The sequence below is a fragment of the Paludibacterium denitrificans genome (assembly GCF_009707705.1).
In the GTDB taxonomy this organism is placed as follows: Bacteria; Pseudomonadota; Gammaproteobacteria; order Burkholderiales; family Chromobacteriaceae; genus Paludibacterium_A; species Paludibacterium_A denitrificans.
Genome location: NZ_WLYX01000001.1, coordinates 2,277,400 through 2,293,773 on the forward strand (window position 1 = coordinate 2,277,400; position 16,374 = coordinate 2,293,773).

The 16,374-nt window shown below is 58.3% G+C and carries 17 protein-coding genes, 2 tRNA genes and 7 pseudogenes; 17 read left to right on the forward strand and 9 right to left on the reverse strand.

Going from position 1 to position 16,374, the window contains the following annotated elements:
• Positions 1-81: 81 nt before the first annotated feature.
• Both GKE73_RS14850 and GKE73_RS14855 read right to left on the reverse strand, forming a co-directional pair.
• Positions 82-759, reverse strand: coding sequence for an ATP-binding cassette domain-containing protein (locus GKE73_RS14850; RefSeq protein ID WP_230370577.1), 678 nt, complete (start codon positions 757-759; stop codon positions 82-84).
• A 106-nt stretch (positions 760-865) separates the two neighbouring features.
• A pseudogene (locus GKE73_RS14855) lies at positions 866-1,849 on the reverse strand (ABC transporter transmembrane domain-containing protein); the annotation flags it as partial.
• A gap of 73 nt (positions 1,850-1,922) precedes the next feature.
• Between GKE73_RS14855 and GKE73_RS14860 the strand changes: the two are divergent.
• From GKE73_RS14860 to GKE73_RS14870, 3 genes are all read left to right on the forward strand, one after another.
• A tRNA-Leu gene (locus tag GKE73_RS14860) sits at positions 1,923-2,007 on the forward strand.
• 330 nt (positions 2,008-2,337) lie between these two features.
• A complete protein-coding gene (locus GKE73_RS14865; protein WP_230370578.1) occupies positions 2,338-2,679 on the forward strand; it encodes a lysozyme inhibitor LprI family protein in 342 nt (113 codons plus the stop codon).
• A gap of 1 nt (position 2,680) precedes the next feature.
• Complete coding sequence (locus tag GKE73_RS14870; RefSeq protein WP_230370579.1) at positions 2,681-3,004, forward strand: hypothetical protein; 324 nt, start codon at positions 2,681-2,683, stop codon at positions 3,002-3,004.
• A gap of 102 nt (positions 3,005-3,106) precedes the next feature.
• Here GKE73_RS14870 and GKE73_RS14875 read toward each other — a convergent pair whose 3' ends face one another.
• Entirely contained in the window at positions 3,107-3,523 is a 417-nt protein-coding gene (locus GKE73_RS14875; RefSeq protein WP_230370580.1) for a hypothetical protein, read from the reverse strand.
• Positions 3,524-3,738: 215 nt separating this feature from the next.
• The gene (locus GKE73_RS14880) at positions 3,739-5,346 is read right to left on the reverse strand and encodes a methyl-accepting chemotaxis protein (protein WP_230370581.1); all 1,608 of its coding nucleotides are present in this window, start codon (positions 5,344-5,346) and stop codon (positions 3,739-3,741) included.
• Between the two features lie 455 nt (positions 5,347-5,801).
• Here GKE73_RS14880 and GKE73_RS14885 point away from each other — a divergent pair, with 455 nt between their 5' ends.
• The 4 genes and pseudogenes from GKE73_RS14885 to GKE73_RS23830 all read left to right on the forward strand — a co-directional run.
• Positions 5,802-6,005, forward strand: a complete 204-nt coding sequence (locus GKE73_RS14885) for a cold-shock protein (protein WP_230370582.1) — start codon at positions 5,802-5,804, stop codon at positions 6,003-6,005.
• A 204-nt stretch (positions 6,006-6,209) separates the two neighbouring features.
• Positions 6,210-6,285: transfer RNA gene (locus tag GKE73_RS14890), tRNA-Met, on the forward strand.
• 329 nt (positions 6,286-6,614) lie between these two features.
• Positions 6,615-7,033: pseudogene (locus GKE73_RS14895) on the forward strand (ProQ/FINO family protein).
• 150 nt (positions 7,034-7,183) lie between these two features.
• A pseudogene (locus GKE73_RS23830) lies at positions 7,184-7,714 on the forward strand (glycerate kinase); the annotation flags it as partial.
• On the opposite strand, the gene GKE73_RS23835 reads toward GKE73_RS23830, so the two are convergent.
• Positions 7,627-7,884 carry a hypothetical protein gene (locus GKE73_RS23835; RefSeq protein WP_280955262.1) on the reverse strand — a complete coding sequence of 86 codons (258 nt, stop codon included), beginning with the start codon at positions 7,882-7,884 and terminating at the stop codon, positions 7,627-7,629. The pseudogene GKE73_RS23830 and the gene GKE73_RS23835 overlap by 88 nt on opposite strands.
• Here GKE73_RS23835 and GKE73_RS23840 point away from each other — a divergent pair.
• Together GKE73_RS23840 and GKE73_RS14905 are read left to right on the forward strand one after the other, a co-directional pair.
• Positions 7,804-8,253, forward strand: a complete 450-nt coding sequence (locus tag GKE73_RS23840) for a glycerate kinase (protein WP_280955220.1) — start codon at positions 7,804-7,806, stop codon at positions 8,251-8,253. The two genes, GKE73_RS23835 and GKE73_RS23840, sit on opposite strands and share 81 nt — an antisense overlap.
• A pseudogene (locus GKE73_RS14905) lies at positions 8,253-8,784 on the forward strand (O-acetyl-ADP-ribose deacetylase). Before GKE73_RS23840 ends, GKE73_RS14905 begins: the two are co-directional and overlap by 1 nt.
• On the opposite strand, the pseudogene GKE73_RS14910 reads toward GKE73_RS14905, so the two are convergent.
• Positions 8,781-9,535, reverse strand: a pseudogene (locus GKE73_RS14910) (ion transporter). The pseudogenes GKE73_RS14905 and GKE73_RS14910 sit on opposite strands and share 4 nt — an antisense overlap.
• 227 nt (positions 9,536-9,762) lie before the next feature.
• Here GKE73_RS14910 and cysK point away from each other — a divergent pair.
• The 4 genes and pseudogenes from cysK to GKE73_RS14930 all read left to right on the forward strand — a co-directional run bounded on the left by cysK (position 9,763) and on the right by GKE73_RS14930 (position 12,158).
• Positions 9,763-10,695: pseudogene (gene cysK, locus GKE73_RS14915) on the forward strand (cysteine synthase A).
• A 145-nt stretch (positions 10,696-10,840) separates the two neighbouring features.
• Positions 10,841-11,308 (forward strand): hypothetical protein, encoded by a 468-nt coding sequence (locus tag GKE73_RS14920; RefSeq protein ID WP_230370584.1) that lies wholly within the window; start codon positions 10,841-10,843, stop codon positions 11,306-11,308.
• Positions 11,309-11,313: 5 nt separating this feature from the next.
• Entirely contained in the window at positions 11,314-11,724 is a 411-nt protein-coding gene (locus GKE73_RS14925; RefSeq protein WP_230370585.1) for a YchJ family protein, read from the forward strand.
• A gap of 200 nt (positions 11,725-11,924) precedes the next feature.
• Entirely contained in the window at positions 11,925-12,158 is a 234-nt protein-coding gene (locus GKE73_RS14930; protein ID WP_230370586.1) for a hypothetical protein, read from the forward strand.
• Between the two features lie 164 nt (positions 12,159-12,322).
• Here the strand turns inward: GKE73_RS14930 and GKE73_RS23845 are convergent, their stop codons facing one another.
• The 3 genes and pseudogenes from GKE73_RS23845 to dcd form a co-directional block, all read right to left on the reverse strand.
• Positions 12,323-12,784: a MarR family winged helix-turn-helix transcriptional regulator gene (locus tag GKE73_RS23845; RefSeq protein ID WP_280954963.1), complete on the reverse strand. Its 462-nt coding sequence runs from the start codon at positions 12,782-12,784 to the stop codon at positions 12,323-12,325.
• Complete coding sequence (locus GKE73_RS14940; protein ID WP_230370587.1) at positions 12,781-13,263, reverse strand: glutathione peroxidase; 483 nt, start codon at positions 13,261-13,263, stop codon at positions 12,781-12,783. The genes GKE73_RS23845 and GKE73_RS14940 overlap by 4 nt, the downstream gene beginning before the upstream one ends.
• Before the next feature lie 311 nt (positions 13,264-13,574).
• Positions 13,575-14,146 (reverse strand): annotated as a pseudogene (gene dcd, locus GKE73_RS14945) (dCTP deaminase).
• Positions 14,147-14,310: 164 nt separating this feature from the next.
• On the opposite strand from dcd, the gene GKE73_RS14950 reads away from it, so the two are divergent.
• Genes GKE73_RS14950 through GKE73_RS23855 form a run of 4 tightly spaced genes read left to right on the forward strand, consistent with a single transcriptional unit; the run spans position 14,311 to position 16,305 of the window.
• Positions 14,311-14,541 carry a FeoA family protein gene (locus tag GKE73_RS14950; RefSeq protein ID WP_230370588.1) on the forward strand — a complete coding sequence of 77 codons (231 nt, stop codon included), beginning with the start codon at positions 14,311-14,313 and terminating at the stop codon, positions 14,539-14,541.
• Positions 14,538-15,572 (forward strand): FeoB small GTPase domain-containing protein, encoded by a 1,035-nt coding sequence (locus GKE73_RS14955; RefSeq protein ID WP_230370589.1) that lies wholly within the window; start codon positions 14,538-14,540, stop codon positions 15,570-15,572. The genes GKE73_RS14950 and GKE73_RS14955 overlap by 4 nt, the downstream gene beginning before the upstream one ends.
• Positions 15,572-16,138, forward strand: a complete 567-nt coding sequence (locus GKE73_RS23850) for a nucleoside recognition domain-containing protein (RefSeq protein WP_280954964.1) — start codon at positions 15,572-15,574, stop codon at positions 16,136-16,138. Before GKE73_RS14955 ends, GKE73_RS23850 begins: the two co-directional genes overlap by 1 nt.
• On the forward strand, positions 16,135-16,305 hold the full coding sequence (locus tag GKE73_RS23855; protein ID WP_280954965.1) for a hypothetical protein: 171 nt from the start codon (positions 16,135-16,137) through the stop codon (positions 16,303-16,305). The genes GKE73_RS23850 and GKE73_RS23855 overlap by 4 nt, the downstream gene beginning before the upstream one ends.
• Positions 16,306-16,374: the final 69 nt, after the last annotated feature.

Genomic DNA, 16,374 nt, shown 5'->3' on the forward strand with positions numbered 1-16,374 from the left:
TGGCCTCCAGTTGTTGATAGCGCCACTGGCTGGCATACCAGCCCTCGCGCTGCAACAGCGCCTGATGTGTGCCGGTTTCGCTCACCCGCCCCGGCGCAGCACCACAATGTCGTCGGCATCCGCCACGGCCGACAAGCGATGGCTGACGATAATCACCATGCGCCCGCGTCGCGTCTCGCGCAGGTGTTGCAGGATCAGGGTTTCCGTTTGGGTATCGACGGCGGAGAGCGCGTCATCCAGCAGCAACAGCGGTGTATCGGCCAGCAGCGCGCGCGCAATCGCCAGCCGCTGGCGCTGGCCACCGGATAGCGCCACGCCACGCTCGCCCACCGGGGTATCGTAGCCTTGCGGCAGGCGCATGATGTCATCGTGCACCGCCGCCATCTGGGCAACGCGGACAATCTCGTCGCGGCTGGCATCCGGGCGCGCCAGCGCGATATTGTCGGCGACGGAAGCCGAAAACAGAAACGGCTCCTGCGGCACCCAGCTGATTGCCTCGCGCAGGGTGGCCAGCCGGTAATCGGCAATGGCGCTGCCGCCCCAGAAAATATTGCCCTGCTGCAACGGGTACTGCCGTAGCAACAGTCGTAGCAGCGTGGTTTTTCCGGCACCGGTCGGGCCTACCGAGGCCAAGCGTATGGCCCGGCTGCAGCCGAAACGACACCGTCTCCAGCGCCGGTCGGTTTTGTTCCGGGTAACAGAAGCTGATCTGACGGTATTCCAGCCCGCCCGGTTGCAGTGATGCGCGCGTGCCGCCATCCTGTACCGATGGCGCCCGGCTGAGAATGGCCTCCAGCCGCTGCCAGGCCGCCTTGCCGCGCTCCAGTAGCGACAGCACCCAGCCCGCGGCAAACATCGGCCAGATCAACTGGCCCAGATACATGCTGAAGCTGGTCAGTTCACCAATCGTCAGCGCCCGCTGCCATACCAGATAACCGCCCAGCGCCAGCGTCATCAGGCTGGATGTTGCCAGCGTCAGCCCCACCGCTGGTTCATAGGCGGCTTCCCAACGCTGCGCTTCCAGACTGCTGGCTGATGCCTGTTCGGCCAACCTTGCCAGCTCCCGGCCATTGCGCCGTTCCAGCCCCAGCGCCCGCAGCGTGCGCACGCCGGTCAAGGTTTCCTGCACATGATCATTAAGTTGGCCGAAACGGGCCAGCGATTGCGCCCGAGCCAGATGGACATGATGCGAAATGCGCCAGAACGCCACCGCCATCAGTGGAAACGGCAACAGCGCCGCCAGAGCCAGGCGCCAATCGATACCCAGCGTCATCATGGCCAGCACCAGCACCAGTGTCAGGCTGCCGTCGAAACCGGCAAGCATCGCCTCGCCAGCCGCCATCTCCACCGCGTCGATATCATTGGTCGCGCGCGCCATCAGGTCGCCCGTGCGCTGGTGCTGGTAAAACCCCGGCCCTTGGCTGATCAATTGCCGATACAAGCGATTGCGTAGCTCCACGCCCAACTGGTAGGCCGCGGCAAACAGCTGCAAGCGCCAGCCCACGCGCAAAAAATAAATCGCCAGCCCCATCACCAGCAATAACCCAAGTTGCCACTGCAACGGTTGGCCGGAAAGCGTGTGGCTCACCAGACCGTCGACGATATGCCCCACGGTGCGCGGAATGGCCACCGATAACGCCGCCACCGCCGCCAGCATGACGGCTGAAGCAAGGTAAGGGCGCCAGTGCCGACGGATAAAGTCGGCCAGCAAACGGTACAGCGGCATGACAAAACACCTTGGAAATGGGAAAAAACATTCGCGCCCGACAACGGCATGGGGCAGAGCGCAGGTTGGATAGCCCGCTGCCACCGCGCTGATTCTAGCCGCTAACGCCGGGTGCGTGCGCATTGGCAGCGGGCTATCGTCTGTCGCACCATCATTGCCAGCAGTCCGGCTGCTGGGCTAAAATCGCCGCTCTCATGCCCCGGTGGTGAAATTGGTAGACACAAGGGACTTAAAATCCCTCGGCTTCGGCTGTGCCGGTTCGACCCCGGCCCGGGGCACCATCCCAACGTCCGACGACGTTCAGAGAAGTCCAGAAAACCCGCATGGCACAAGGCTTTGCGGGTTTTTTGTTGTCCTCTGGTGTTCAACAGCATCCGATAGCATCCCGTTTCTTATGTACCATTTTGTGTGCCACTTCTAAAGCAGTACGAAAAAAGGTACACAGCTGTCCCCAAGTTTTTCTCCTGTCGTGCACTCTCGTGCCAAGACGCTGGTGCATGCGTCTGGCATTGGTACAATCGCCAGCATTGCAAATGGTTAAAACAGGGGGATCGTCATGAAAAACGTAATTGTCGCGGCTGTTACGCTGCTGCTTGGTGCCATGTTGAGCGATGGCCGAAGGGATCAGTTGTGAGGCGGCGCCACAAGATCAGTATGCGCAGCTGGTGTGTTCCGATGCCCGTCTGAAAGCGCTGAACAGCGAAGTGAACAAGCTGTATGGCGATTTACTCGCCAGCAAGCCGGTCGATGCTGAAAACATCAAGGCTTTTTACCAGCATCAGTATCCCAGCGATAAGGCATGGGTCAAGTGTGGCAGCAATGTCTTCTGTACCGAGGGCGCCTTGCTCGGTCTGAAAGAGATGCTGACGGGGGAACATGCCTTTGTTGGCAAATATGCGGTAACGGGTAAGGCGGATATCCTGCCTGTTAGCGCAACCGCGTCAACCGTATAAAGTGAATAACGTATGGTTCGACCCGCGCAAACACCGCACACCGACCACCTCGGTGGTGATGCGCGGCTTACTATCCAGCGGGAGTGCGCTCAATTACCACACGCTGGTGCTGGAACTGGGCGGCGGCTATAACGTGCTGCTTGGTCTGATGGAAAACTTCCCCGTTGATGCCGTGGCACAGCTTAACCAGTTGCTGGCCAGCAAGCGGCCGGTTCTGGTGAAAGGCGAACTGCTGCGTAGCAAGGAATCCAGCCCGCCATGGACACCTATGCACCCATCGAGATTCGCTCGGCCCGCTAATGGCAGGCAATCCTCCCATTACTGAATGAAACAAGCCCGCTAAAGCGGGCTTGTGTGTTTTACCGTTCCCTTGTTGGAGGAAACGGTCAGCGCCAGCCGAGTGTTCGGCCTAGCTCGTGATAAGCGCTCACTTGCGCTTGTTACGGTAGTTTTCCATTTCACGGGCGGCGGTGGCAAAGTCAAACGCGCCGATGGCGTCGGAGAGATTGCTGTACAACAGATCGTCCGCCTTGGTCTGGCTGGCTTCGCTAGTGTCGAGGCTGTTGGAATAACGATAAGAGTCCGACTTGATACCGGTTTTCAGGTTGGCCAGCGACACATTGACCCATGCCATCGATACCCCGGACAACACCGTGGCGTTGCCGCGAATGCTCAACGCTAGGCCGCGCTCATTGAGAAACTTGCACTGCGCGTCGGAAATCGGATAGCCGCCATGTTGACGCGCAATCTCGCGGATGTTGTCAGAGTCAGAGGTCTTGAAGGTGCAGGCCGGGCTGGAGGCGGATACGGCACACAACAGGACAAACCACAGTGGCTTCATCATAAACCTTTCCATTTAAGGTACAGGCCGATTCTATGTGGCTTCTTTAACCTTAACAATGGCCTGTTACCCAAAATCGGTAAGCCAGATTCCCGGTTAGCGCGATAGCCCGCTGCACCTTCATCAGACGGAAAAAGGGGCAGGGACGTGGCGCCTGACCAGACAGCAAAACGCCGAGGCGGCATGGCCTCGGCGTTGGGACGACGGCAAACGGTGGCTCAGACCTTGAAGCGCGATACGCTGGCTTTGAGCTCACCCGACAAGCCTACCAATTGTTCCATCTGGCGGCTGGTGTCGGTCGAGGTGGCGCTGTTGCTGGCAATGCCATTGGCGATCAGCTCCACACGCTTGGCGATGTCGTCGCTGGCAGCGCGCTGCTGTTGCAGGCCGGAGGCGATGGCTTCCATAGCCTGTGCCGCTTTGGCCGCCGCCTGAGCCATGCGTTGTACTGCATTGGCAACCTGATCTTCACGCTGGCTGCCGTCCTCGGCCCGGGTTTGCGCCTGTTCCAGCGCAAGACGCGCCGTGTCGGTCGTGGTGCCCACTTTTTCTACAATGCCATTGATTTCTTCGGTCGAGCGGGTAGTGCGTTCGGCCAACTTGCGCACTTCGTCGGCCACCACGGCAAAGCCGCGCCCCTGTTCACCGGCGCGAGCCGCTTCAATCGCCGCGTTCAGGGCCAGCAGGTTGGTCTGGTCTGCGATATCGCGAATCGTCACGACAATGCCGTTGATGTTGGCAATATTGGCCTGCAGGCTATCCATGCTTTGCGTCGCCGCCTGCATCGTGGTCAGTACCTTTTGCATTGCGGCGGCAGCGGTTTCGGTCGAGGTACGCGCCTCGGCACCTTCGTTTTCGCTTTGCAACGACAAGGCGCGCACGTCCTGTGCGCTTTCCGACATGCTGGCGATGCTTTCCGTCAGTTGCTCCACGGCCGAAGCAATGGCGGAAGTGGCGGCACTTTGTTCGGTAGAGGTTTGTGCCAGCAACTCGGTTTCCTGGCTAACCGTCTGGCTGGACTGGCTGACGCGTTCGGCACAGCGCACCACTTCGGCAATCAGGGTGCGGATCTGTTCCTGCGTACGGGTGGTCATGGCTAGCACGCTATCGCCTTGCAGGTCGGGCTTGTCCAGCCGATGGCGTAAATCCCCTTCGGCCAACTTCTGCAGGCAGTCGGCCACTTCTCTGGGCTCGCCACCCAGTTGGCGGAAAATCTCCAGACCGATATAGCAGGCGGCACCCACGACCAGCACCATCGACAGCAGGCCGCCCACGGCTGCCAGCAGGGTATGGCTGTCCAGATCGGTCAGCACGGCGGCTTCGCGGGTCTTGGCGGCGGCATTGGCCTGTTCGACCTCGGCCAGCAGAATATCGCGGATCGCCCGCCATTTTGGCGTTTCGTCATGCACCAGCTTGGCCTTGGCGGCGTCAAACTCGCCATGCTGGACGAGCTGGATAATCGCCTGCTGGCTGCCTTGCAGCGCTTCCACGGTGGCGGGAAGCTGCGCGATGTGGTCGTTGCCCGCATCCAGCTGTTTCAAGACAGCAATCTCGCTGCTGAATTTTTGCTGCGCGTTTTGATAATTCTGCATGGCCTTGGCGTTGCTTGGATCCAGCAGGTAGTTGCGCAGCGCCTGACCCATCTGCAGGCCATGGGCGTAACTGGTGGTGGAGGCCTGACGCAAGGCCATTTGCTGGCTGACAAATTCGCGTAGCGCCGTCCCTTGGCGCGCCGCCATCCAGATGGACGACACCGCCTGAAAGCCGATGCCGACAAAGCTGATGACTACCAGCAGTATCAATCTTGATTTAAGCGATAGCTTCATAATTGATGGCTTGACTTTCAATTTAATGGGTTGATCTAAATAAAACCATGGTAAATATACCATTCGGCCATGCGGGTAGCATGATAAGCATTGCCTGCTCGGGCGTCGACAGGTCAAACGCTGGGGGGGGAGGGCGTCGATCAGGCGCGAGCCCGGATGCGCCGCGGAACTGTCCATCACGGCCGCCGCCCTGTCTAATCCCTTTGGCACAACCACTGGCGACGGGCTGTTTTCACGGGGAATGGCATTTATTTTAAAATAATCACAAATAGTGATTGACCGGCTGGTACTGAGTGCGTATAACGGTACTGCAGGGTTTTCAAGTTCCATATCTATTTCGCTACATTTGTGTCCCCTTCCTCAAAAGCGGTGCCCCATTGTTCAAATATCTATTCCTTGATTATCTTGCTCTTTCGAGCATTGGCTCTCAAAAACATTAAGTAAAGGAATACATAATGGAAACCGGTACCGTTAAATTTTTCAATGACGCAAAAGGCTTTGGTTTCATCACCCCGGACAACGGCGGCGATGATTTGTTCGCACACTTCTCTGAAATCAAAGTAGACGGCTTCAAGTCGCTGCATGATGGCCAGAAAGTTAGCTACACCAAAGGCATGGGTCAAAAAGGCCCGGCTGCAACCAACATTCAACCGCTTTAATTTGTATTGAGGTGTTGCCAGAATAGTTATCTCATTCCATTGAGATAAATTAAATGGCATGGGTTTTAACTGTTGCCAGATATTAAGTTGAATTTAATTATTCATGGCTTGATATCGGTGATAAACAACAAAACCCGTTGTTTGGCAACACTCATACTTTATTGTGGTTATCACGTTACGCTGTTGACCGTGACGTGCAGTTGCCGCGGGGTGGAGCAGTTGGTAGCTCGTCGGGCTCATAACCCGAAGGTCACAGGTTCGAGTCCTGTCCCCGCAACCAATCAAAAAGCCAAGAGCCTGATGCTCTTGGCTTTTTTGTGTTCTACAGTTAACAGGCATGGCGGCGTCAGTGGTTAGCGTGCAGAGCTGTCAGCGTTGTCGTAAAACCCCGGGCCAGAGCCGTCTGTGGCCGTGTCGGCATTGGTAAAAAAGCCGACAGAAGCCCGTTGGTGTCTTTTGTTTCTGGTATGCGCGGGCAACCTGCATTAAGATAACGCCCGCCTTGGTGGTACGCCTTGCGTATGACTGTGGGGCAAGGGCCGGTAATATGCCGGTTTCTGGTCGGGCAGCGCTGGCTGCCTGTGCATCAACAGATCTAGATAGAAGTTCATGAAGCCAAATACTGAAACGGCACTGGGCGCCGCCCTCAAATCCGCAGTGCAGAGTCTGTCCAAGAAAAAACAGACTGAGATGATTGCGGAACATGTTTACAGCAAGTTCGAGGTGTTCCGCCAGTTCCGTCCGCTGGCTTTGGGCATTCACGAAAGCCTGATTGCCTCGTTGCCTCAATTCGAGGCCACGCTGATTTCGCGCGTGGTGGCCAATCACTGTCGCAAACCGCGTTACATCAAATCGCTGGCGCGTGGCGGCAAACGTTTTGATCTCGCTAAGCTAAGCCGGTGGGGGAAGTAACGCCGGATGAGAAAAAAGCGGCGGAACTGATGGTCGCCCCCAAGCCTGCTGCGGCAGCGGTGGTGGCACCCGAGGCCGCACCGGTTCCAGCAGTCGAGGAGAAAGCGGCAGACTAACCCGCCGTCTGGTTTCATCCTCCAACCCTCTGTTGCCTGTGGCCGGAGGGTTTTTGTTTGTCATTAACGCAATGGAGAGCGCCGATGCGCTGGGTTCTGGCTCCGGATTCATTCAAGGGCTCGTTATCGGCACAGGCCGTGGCGCAAGCCATGGCCTGTGGCATTCGCCGCGCGGATGAGGCGGCGCAATGCGACCTCCTGCCGATGGCTGATGGCGGCGAAGGAACGCTGGCCGCGCTGGCCGCGGCGGTAGGTGGCACTTGGTTGCATGTGCCGGTCCATCACGCGGAAGGGGAATTAAAGCCTTCCGCCGCCTTGCTGTTGCCTGATGGCACCGTGGTGGTAGAAGTGGCGCGTATTGTCGGCTTGCCTGATGTGACCGACAGCTCGGTATTGACACGCACCAGCAGTGGGGTGGGGGAGATGCTGGCGGCGCTGCTACAGGCCGGGCATCGACGTCTTGCCGTGGCGTTGGGCGGCTCCTGCACCAATGACGGCGGTGTCGGTTGTCTGGCCGCGTTGGGCGTGCATTTGCGGGATGCGGCTTAGCCAGCCAGTTACGGCGTTGCTTAAGCAAGGTTGGCCGAAATCTGTCAGGTCGATATCACGGCGCTGGACTCGCCTTTGGCCGAGGCCGAGCTGGAGATCTGGTCGGACGTGAGTAATCCGCTGACCGGCCCAAATGGGGCCACGGCGATATTCGGCCCACAGAAAGGGGTACAGCCCGAGCAGGTGGCGACCCGGATGCCGCCATTGCCAGATTTGCCGAACTGGCCGACACGGCTTTCGGCCAACCTTGTCGTCAGCGTGCCGGTAGCGGTGCAGCCGGAGGCTTGGGCTATGCTCTGCAATTATTGGGCGGACGGCCTTATCCCGGTGCGCAGGCCGTGGTCCGGCATATCGGGTTGGCCGCCGCCTTGCAGACGGCAGACTGGGTGTTGACTGGTGAAGGCCGCAGCGATGGGCAGACACTGGCTGGCAAGGCGCCGCTCCAGGTTGCGGCCATGGCGCGGCAGGCCGGTGTGCCGGTCAGCCTGTTGTCAGGCGCGGTGGTGCCTGATGGCGATGGCCAACTGGTGCGCGCATTTGATGGCTGTTTTTCGCTCTGCAACCGGCCGATGACCTTATCGCAGGCCATGGACGAAGCCGAGACGCGCATCGCCCAGCAGGCAGAGCAATTGGCGCGGCTGGTATTGGCCAGCCGCGGGAGGACGCGATGATGAAGGTGGCAGCAACGGAACTGGCGCTGGTGCAGGGTGACATTACTCGGCTGGCCGTGGATGCAATTGTCAATGCCGCCAATTCCAGCCTGCTGGGCGGCGGCGGGGTGGACGGGGCGATCCATCGTGCGGCCTAGCCCGCAATTGTTGGCCGAATGCCGTACCACGGGCGGGTGCCCCACCGGTGAGGCGCGGATGACTGCAGGCTATGCCTTGCCAGCGCGTTACGTGATTCATACCGTCGGGCCGGTATGGCACGGTGGTAACCATGGGGAAGCCGGTTTGCTGGCGGCCTGTTACCGTGCCAGCCTTGGTTTGGCGCAGCAGTACCAACTGGGCTCACTGGCGTTTCCGGCGATCAGTTGCGGGGTGTACGGCTATCCGGCTGCGGCGGCGAGCCAGATTGCCGTGGCGGCGGTGTGTGACTGGCTGCAGCATACCGAGTCGACTCTGCGCCAGATATGGTTTGTGGCACGGGATGCTGCCATGGCTGCCCACTACCGGCGCCTGCTTGAGCACTCCGCGCTTTAGCCTCGTTCTGGCTGATCCGGCGGCGCCAAGGCTGCGCCGCAATCCTTGCAATAACGTGCCTCGCTAGCATGCCCGTCGCTGGCGCAGTGAGGGCAGCGGCACGGCGGTGATGCCTTGTCGCCCTCCGGCCCGCGCGCCAGCTCGGCGCTGACGATGCCGGTGGGCACGGCAATGATGCCGTAGCCGATGATCATCACCACGCTGGCCACCGCCTGCCCCAGCGGTGTTTTAGGCGTGATGTCGCCAAAGCCGACTGTTGTCATGGTAACGATGGCCCAGTAGATACCTACCGGAATGCTGGTAAAGCCATGGGCTTCGCCTTCAATCACGTACATCAGTGTTCCCAGCACGATTTCCAGCAAAACCACCGTTCCCATGAATACCGCAATCTTGCGGCGGCTGGTGGTCAGCGCGCGCCACAGTTCGCTGGCCTCGCCGACATAGCGGGTGAGTTTGAAAATACGGAACATCCGTAACAGGCGCAGCACCCGGATATCCACCAGCACCCGGCTTTCGGGAATGAGTAGCCCGATATAGAGCGGCAGAATGGAAAGCAGATCGACCACCCCAAAAAAGCTGCGCGCATAGCGTGCGGGCCTGGGGCGCAAAGCAGGCGCAGCGCGTATTCGATGGTGAACAGGATGGTAAACACCCAGTCCAGCGTTGCCAGCTGTGTTCCCCATGCACGGCGAATGGCCGTCACGCTCTCCAGAATGACGGTGAGCAGCGACAGCAGGATGGTCAGGATCAATAACTGGTCGAAGCGGCGGTAAGCGGTGGTATCGGACTCGAAGATGATGGTGTACAGGGTACGGCGCCAGCCTGGTGTGGTAACTCGGTTTGCGGGGTGAACATGTCGGCACGCTACCAGCGAGGTTGATATCGTTATAAGGAAACAATATTAGCGGCTGCTGTTCCAGCCGTTTAGTATAGTTGAGAATAAATCATTCGTTTTGGTCGCGATAGGAGAACAAGCGTATGCGTATTGCCAATACCGTTACCGACCTGATCGGCAACACCCCGCTGGTCAAGCTCAACCGTGTTACCGATGGCTGTGTCGCCACCGTGGCTGCCAAGCTGGAATTCTTTAACCCGGCGCACAGCGTCAAAGACCGTATCGCCGTGGCCATGATCGACGCGGCAGAAAAAGAGGCAAGATCGGTCCCGATACCGTCATCGTTGAGCCGACATCCGGCAATACCGGTATTGGTCTGGCCATGGTCTGCGCCGCCCGGGGTTACAAGCTGGTGATCACCATGCCGGAAACCATGAGCCGCGAGCGCCGCATGCTGTTGCGTGCCTATGGCGCCGAGCTGATTCTGACGCCGGGGCCGGATGGCATGGGCGGTGCCATTGCCAAGGCGCGTGAACTGGTGGAACAGCATCCGGATACCTATTTCCTGCCGCAGCAATTTGAAAATCCGGCCAACCCGGAAATCCACCGTAAAACCACCGCCGAGGAAATCTGGCGCGATACCGATGGTCAGGTGGATATCGTGGTGGCTGTGGGCACGGGCGGCACCATCACCGGGGTAGGGGAAGCGCTCAAGGCGAAAAAGCCGGGGGTGAAGATTGTCGCGGTGGAACCGGATGCCTCGCCGGTCTTGTCTGGTGGCCCGAAAGGCCCGCATGGTATTCAAGGGATTGGCGCCGGTTTTGTGCCGATCATTCTGAATACTTCTGTCTATGATGAAATTGTCCGCGTTACCAACGATGACGCCTTCGATACCGCTCGTCAGGTGGCGCGACAGGAAGGTGTGCTGGTTGGTATCTCGTCTGGTGCGGCAGTATGGGCCGCGCTGCAATTGGCCAAACGCCCGGAAAATTGCTTACAAGCTGATTGTGGTGGTGATTCCGTCGTTTGGCGAACGCTATCTGTCCACGCCGCTGTACGAGCATCTGGCGGATTGAGCCTTTAAACGTTGGCCGAAAACACTGCCTGCGCTGATGCCGGCAGTGTTTTTTTATGGCGGTTTGCACCACTGGCGTGGCCTTGACTGAATGCCTGTGCCGGGCTGGTTTCACCTGTTGGGGAGAATCCGCTACCATGTCGCCGATGAAACGACTCATTTTCTGTGCCGGTTGCGCCGTATGGTTGTCCGCCTGCACCAATCTGATTCCACCGACGGCCACCCCAAGTCGACCGCCGGTAAGGCCGACCATTCCACTGCCGTCTCCGCGCCACGACAGCAAGATCGATATCTTGCGGCGCGAGGCCAGTCAACTGGCTGCTCAGGTGGGGCGTGGCACCCTTAGCCGTACGGCGGCGGCTGATCAGCTGAACATCGTGCGTTTACGCGTAGTTGGTGCCAACCTGGTGGATGACAACACCTTCGCCATGTACCGCTATCTGGCGGTCGAGCGTGATGCGGATCGCCTGACGCAGGATGAATCACAGGCCAAGATGGAAAAGCGTTTGCACGACTGGCGTAAACGTTGGCCGAAACTGAGAAACCCGCCTGCCGATCCGGCCTTTACCAACTTCCTGCTCGGGGTCTACGGTTTGCCCCGGCTCGGCTATTGATGATCATGAGCAAGAAGACGAGCGCTGCTCCCGTTGGCTGTCCGTGTGGCTTGCCAGCGTCTTATGAAAATTGCTGCGGACGCTATATCGACCCGCCGCAACAACCAGCTCCCACCGCCGAAGCGCTGATGCGTTCACGCTATGTCGCCTATACCCGTCAGCAGGAGGCCTATCTGCTGGCTACTTGGCATGCCTCGACAAGGCTTACCGCGCTGGATCTGGCGCAAGACCCGGTCAAGTGGCTGGGGTTGACCGTTGTGCACTGTCAGAACGGACAGATGAGCGATACCCGTGGCGTGGTGCAGTTTGTGGCGCGCTACAAGGTCAATGGCCGGGCGTGCCGCTTGCAGGAGACCAGCCGGTTCGTGCGTGAAGAAGGCCACTGGTATTATCTGGACGGTGATATTGCCGATTGACCGGTGAGTTCTGCTGCTCTGCCGGTGAGGGCTAGTCCGCCATCTGTAACGTCCGCCATCAAGCCGTGGTCAGGTCATCGCGTGTCAGGTTTAAGGTGCGTTCTGTAACTTGTCGCAACGCAAGGGATGTAGATTTTCTGCTTTATTTTTCCAGCTAAGCTTCTAATTTTATAAGGGTAACTTTGGAGGAGGACTCCACCATGGGACTTGCCCTGAACAAATTGCTGGAGCAAATGGAAGCCAGACGTTGCTGTTGTCTTGGTACCGAGTGCGTCACCCATGTCGAAGCGGTGCGCACACTGGAAATTCCCATCAGCGGAGAAGTTTGTACCGAGTTGCGGGCCATGGCCGAGGTATTTAATGCCCAGCCTGCCGAACTGGCTAAGCGCCATCCTGCAGGCGGCATTGATCGACATGCAGGAACATCTGAATGAAGAGATGGGGCATCTGGCCGACGATGCCCGTCATGAAGTCGATGACCCGTGTGTATTGATCGCCAGCGAAACCATCTGAACGCGTTATTGCCACGTGGTAACAAACAAAGGGCCGGTATCTGCTGCCCTTGTCATGTGTGGGTTCACCAAGTGGTGTGTGAACCCTAGCCCTCCGGATTGGCCGGTGCCTGACGCAGCAGCGTCAGCAGTTCACGCAGTGTATCGCGTAGCTCGCGCACCTGAGTCAGTTCAGGGTTGGCCGGATCAGCGTATTTGCGGCTGAGTTGCTGCGGAACCGCCAGTGCGGCATGACGTAACGCGCGGCCAGCATCGGTCAGAAAAATATCCACCCGGCGTTCATCGTCTTGTGCACGCCGTCGGCTTAACCAGCCACTCATTTCCATACGTTTGAGCAGCGGCGTGAGCGTGCCGGAATCTAGCATCAGACGTTCGCCCAGCTGTTTTACGCTGACACCATCCTGTTCCCACAGTACCAGCATGACCAGATATTGCGGATACGTCAGTCCCAGTGGCTCCAGCAAAGGCTGGTAAGCCTGCGTCATGGCACGGCTGGTGGCATAAAGGGCAAAGCACAACTGGTTATCCAGCTTCAGCCATTCATTCATAGCAAGGCCTCTATGTGGCGGGCTAGAGCTGATGGCGCGGTGATGGAGCCAAAACGGCGCACCACCTGACCACGGCGGTCCACCAGAAACTTGGTGAAGTTCCATTTGATCCGGTGGCTACCTAGTACACCCGGCTGGGCCTGTTTCAGGTAGTTCCACAATGGATGGCTGTGTGGGCCATTGACATCGATTTTGTCGGCCATCAGGAAACTGACACCAAAATTTTTCTGGCAAAAAGCCCCAATGCTTGACGCATCGCCCGGCTCTTGTTGGCCGAACTGATTGCAAGGAAACCCGATCACCACCAAGCCTTGCTCTGCGTAACGGCGGTGCAGCGCTTCCAGCCCGGCATATTGCTTGGTGAAACCACATTGGCTGGCGGTATTGACTAGCAGCATGACCTGACCGCGATAGTCGTTCAGGTTGATGCTGCCTCCCAGCAAACCGCTGGCAGAAAAATCATAGATGGATGTTGGCATGATGAGCGTACGAGGTGAAGCAAACTGACGTAATGACTATCTTTGCAAAAAATTAAATAGTGAACAACCTGATTGGGTGCTGCTGAGTGGAGAAATGTTGACCGACCGACAAAAAGAGAGCGCAGCGGCAAGGGGGAACCGCGGCGCTCACAAAGAAGAATTGGCTTGCTGTGCCAGAGGAGTAAACATCGCGAACGATGCCTAACCCTATGTTTATCCTAGAACATTAATTCAGGATTGCGAGCAGGTTTTTGTGCGGCAGATAAAAAAAGGATGGCTTATGCCATCCTTTGGGTACGGTTTGAAACGGTTCAGGGTTTGGGCAGGGTAACGCCTTGCTGGCCCATGTATTTGCTTAAGCCCGGTCGCTATATGAAACGTCGCAAACTTCGTCCGATTCAAAAAACAGTACCTGTGCCACGCCTTCGTTGGCGTAGATTTTGGCGGGCAGCGGGGTGGTGTTGGAGAATTCCAGCGTCACATAGCCTTCCCATTCCGGTTCGAACGGCGTCACGTTGACGATGATACCGCAGCGGGCATAGGTGGATTTCCCCAGACACACCGTCAGCACCGAGCGCGGAATGCGGAAATATTCCACGGTACGAGCCAGGGCAAAACTGTTGGGCGGGATGATGCAATAGCCTTTTTAAGCCACTTCCACAAACGAGTCGGGGTCAAAATTCTTCGGATCGACAATGGTGCTGTTGATGTTGGTAAACACCTTGAACTCGTCAGCGCAGCGGATATCGTAGCCGTAGCTCGAGGTGCCGTAGGAGATGACTTTTTCCCCGTTGGATACCTTGATCTGGTTGGGTTCGAACGGCTCGATCATGCGGTGTTGTTCGGCCATGCGACGGATCCACTTGTCGGATTTGATACTCATAGTCGGAGCGTCCGTTCTTGAAAGACTGAAATGGCGGTGATTCTACTCCTTAGCCATCGCCCGGGGCCATAACCTGTGCAGGTTGTGGTGCGGTGCTGTCCCGGCAAGATGAGTTACAGTATACTCGGTACTGAAAACCATTCTTATTTATGAGGCAGCAAACCATGCAGTCACTGGATACCTTTCCTGTGGGAGCAAAGGGGGTTGTGGAACAGCTGGATGTGTCCGACGAGGCATTCCGCCGTGTGGCGGCGTTTGGGTTGATCCCCGGCAATCCGTTTTCCCTGACGCGCAAGGCACCGTTTGGCGGCCCGCTGGTAGTGGCCGTGGGTGCCACACGGGTCTTGCTGCGCCGTAATCTGGCCAAGTCGATCAAGGTGAGGATGGCCGGATGAAACGTTTTGCCTTGATCGGTTTGCCGAATACCGGCAAATCGACGCTGTTCAACCGCCTGACGGGCCTGTCGCAACGGGTGGGCAACTGGCCGGGGCTGACGGTGGATCTGGCCAGTGCCAAGTTGTTGCTCGGCGGCCACATGGTGGAGCTGGTGGACCTGCCGGGGGTGAATGACCTGACCGGCTATACCGATGATGAAGCGGTGGTGCGTGAAGTACTGGGTAGCACCGCGTTCGATGGTGTGTTGCTGGTGTTGAATGCCTCGCAACTGGATCGCCAGTTGCCATTGGCGGTGCAGGTGATGGCAACCGGATTGCCATGCCAGGTTGTCCTGAACATGGCAGACGAGGCCCGTTTGCTGGGCGTGGAGCTGGATGTGGCCGGATTGGCCGAACGCTTGCAGGCGCCGGTTGCGCTGGTGTCGGCCAAACGGGTGGAAGGTTGGCCGAAACTGATGGCGCAGCTCAATACGCTGGCGTCACGGGCGGGAGCAGCGGTACAGGCGCAGCTGGAGCAGGTGCCGGACACGCGGCAGGCCATCAGCCAAGCGCAGGGGCTGTTGCGTGGGGTGTGGAGCCTGCCTGCGCAGATGCCGCCGCAGTTGACGGAAAAGGTTGACCATTGGCTGATGCACCCATGGCTGGGCTTGCCGCTGTTTTTTGTGCTGATGGCCTTGTTGTTCAACGCCACCTATATGATCGGTACGCCGTTGCAGGATGTGGTGAGCAGCGCGCTGGATTGGGTCAAGCTGCATGCTCTGGTGCCGTGGCTGACGCCGTTGCTTACTATCGTGCAAAGTTTGCTGCTGGATGGTATCTGGCAGGGCGTGTCGACGGTGCTGACTTTTGCGCCCATCCTGTGTGTATTTTTCATCCTGATGGCCATGGTGGAGGACAGCGGTTATCTGGCACGTGCGGCGTATTTGACTGACGCGCTGATGGCCCGGCTGGGGCTGGATGGCCGGGGCTTTGTCATGCAGCTGATGGGCTTTGGCTGCAATGTGCTTAAGCCATTCTCGGGACGCGGGTGATGCGTGAACGCAATCAGCGCTTGCTGTCGATGCTGATCATCCCGTTTTCACTGTGTTCCGCCCGGTTGCAGGTGGTGGTGTTCTTTGCCGGGGTGCTGTTTACGCCGCATCAGGCTCCGTGGGTGCTGACCAGTTTGTATGCGCTCAGTTTCCTGGTGGCGATGTTCAGCGCCCGGGTGTTCAAGGATCGCTATCAGGGCAGTGAGGCATTTTTGCTGGAGGTGCCACCGTACCGGCTGCCCAGCCTGCGGCAGATGCTGGCCCGCGCCGTGACCGAGGTGCGGGCGTTTCTGGAACTGGCCTCCACCTTTATCCTGATGGGGGTGGTGCTGGTGTGGCTGGTGTCACACATTCCGGCCGGTGAGCATCGCACGCTGGCCAATGCCATGGGCGATGTGCTGGCTCCGGTGCTGGACCCGATCGGCATCCAGCATGAATTGGCCGTGGCCTTGCTGTTTGGTTTTGTTGCCAAGGAAATCCTGTTGGGTAGTCTGGCGGTGATTTACGGCGTTTCCGAAGCCTTGGGGCGGCGCTGGTACAGCATCTGGATTGGGTGTCGGCCATGAGCTTCCTGTTGTTTACGCTGGTTTACGTGCCGTGCCTCTCCACCGTAGCCGCCATCCGGCGTGAATCCAAAAGCCTGGCATTTACCTCGCTATCCGTTGTCTGGTCGGTGGGGCTGGCTTGGCTGCTGGCTTTTGTGTTTTACCAGAGCGTGCAGTGGTTACGCTGATACATTAGCCTGCGCAAAAAAATGGCCATGCCGGAAGCCCCGCATGGCCATTTGTTATATCAGGGTTGG